General features: G+C 75.8%; 1 protein-coding gene and 1 pseudogene. One reads left to right on the top strand and one right to left on the bottom strand.

The window, feature by feature from the left end; translation table 11 throughout:
- On the top strand, positions 1-468 hold a 468-nt coding region (locus FNQ90_RS24620), incomplete at its 5' end, for a dienelactone hydrolase family protein (protein WP_182608354.1).
- A gap of 26 nt (positions 469-494) precedes the next feature.
- On the opposite strand, the pseudogene FNQ90_RS27835 reads toward FNQ90_RS24620, so the two are convergent.
- A pseudogene (locus FNQ90_RS27835) lies at positions 495-1,010 on the bottom strand (serine/threonine protein kinase); the annotation flags it as partial.

Below are 1,010 nucleotides of genomic sequence, written 5' to 3'. Positions count from 1 at the left end.
ACCACCGACGACCCGCAGAAGGCGGCTGAACTGGTGGAGTCGGTGGGCCGGGAGGAGCTGCTGCGGCGCGCGATCGTGGCGGCGGCCCCCCACTCGGACCGGGGTGTGGTCTACGCGGGGCTGTCCCTGGGTGCCTCCCTCGCCCAGACCGTGGCCCTGGGGGACGGGCGGGCACGCGGCCTGCTCCTGCTGCACGGCACCGCCGACCTGCCGGCGGACGCCTCGGCGCCGGACCTCCCCGCCCAACTGCACATCGCCGACCCCGACCCCTTCGAGCCGCACGACTGGCAGACCGCCTGGTACCTGGGGATGCGCCGGGCGGGGGTGGACCTCGAGGTCTTCCGATACCCCGGGGCCGGCCACCTGTACACCGATCCCGAGCTGCCCGACCACGACGCGGAGGCCGCCGAGCGGACCCTGGCGATCGCCCTGGACTTCCTCGCGGACATCGACGCCGCCGGGGAGTGAGCCGTGGCGGGGCCCGGAGCGGTGGGTCACTCCCGTACGCACCGTCCGCTCCCGCCCCCCTGTGGGTGGCAGACCAGATCCCGGTCGGCGGGGTCCCCACCGATGAAGCGGCCCACGCAGTCGTTGGAGGCGGTCCGTCCCCGCTCGGCGCAGAACGCGACGGCCGCGTGACCGTCGACGAACGGCCCCGGGGCGTACACCACCCAGTAGCCGGGGTTCAGGGAGGCGTGGTCGTCACTGAGCAGCACCCGGGCCTCCGGCACCTCCTCCCGCACGGCGGCGAGCTGTCGGTCCCGGACCGCGGTGCCGGAGGAGACGGGTTCGGAGAAGAGCTGGGCGACCCAACCCGGGGGCGCCTCCCCGGGCCCGGTGCCCGGGGGAGGGGTCGGGACCTCGTCGCGCCCCGCGTCGTGATCGCTCGGGGCGGGGTCGGGCTCCCCGCCCGCCGACGTGTTTCCGTCGAAGTCCCCCGGATCGGGGTCGGTTCCCGTGCCCTCCCCCTCCGGTCGCGTACCGTCCCCGGTACCGGCGTCGTCCCGGAC

This window comes from Streptomyces alkaliphilus, from assembly GCF_014141535.1.
Taxonomy (GTDB): Bacteria; Actinomycetota; Actinomycetes; order Streptomycetales; family Streptomycetaceae; genus Streptomyces; species Streptomyces alkaliphilus.
This window is presented reverse-complemented; position numbering and strand designations above follow the sequence as displayed.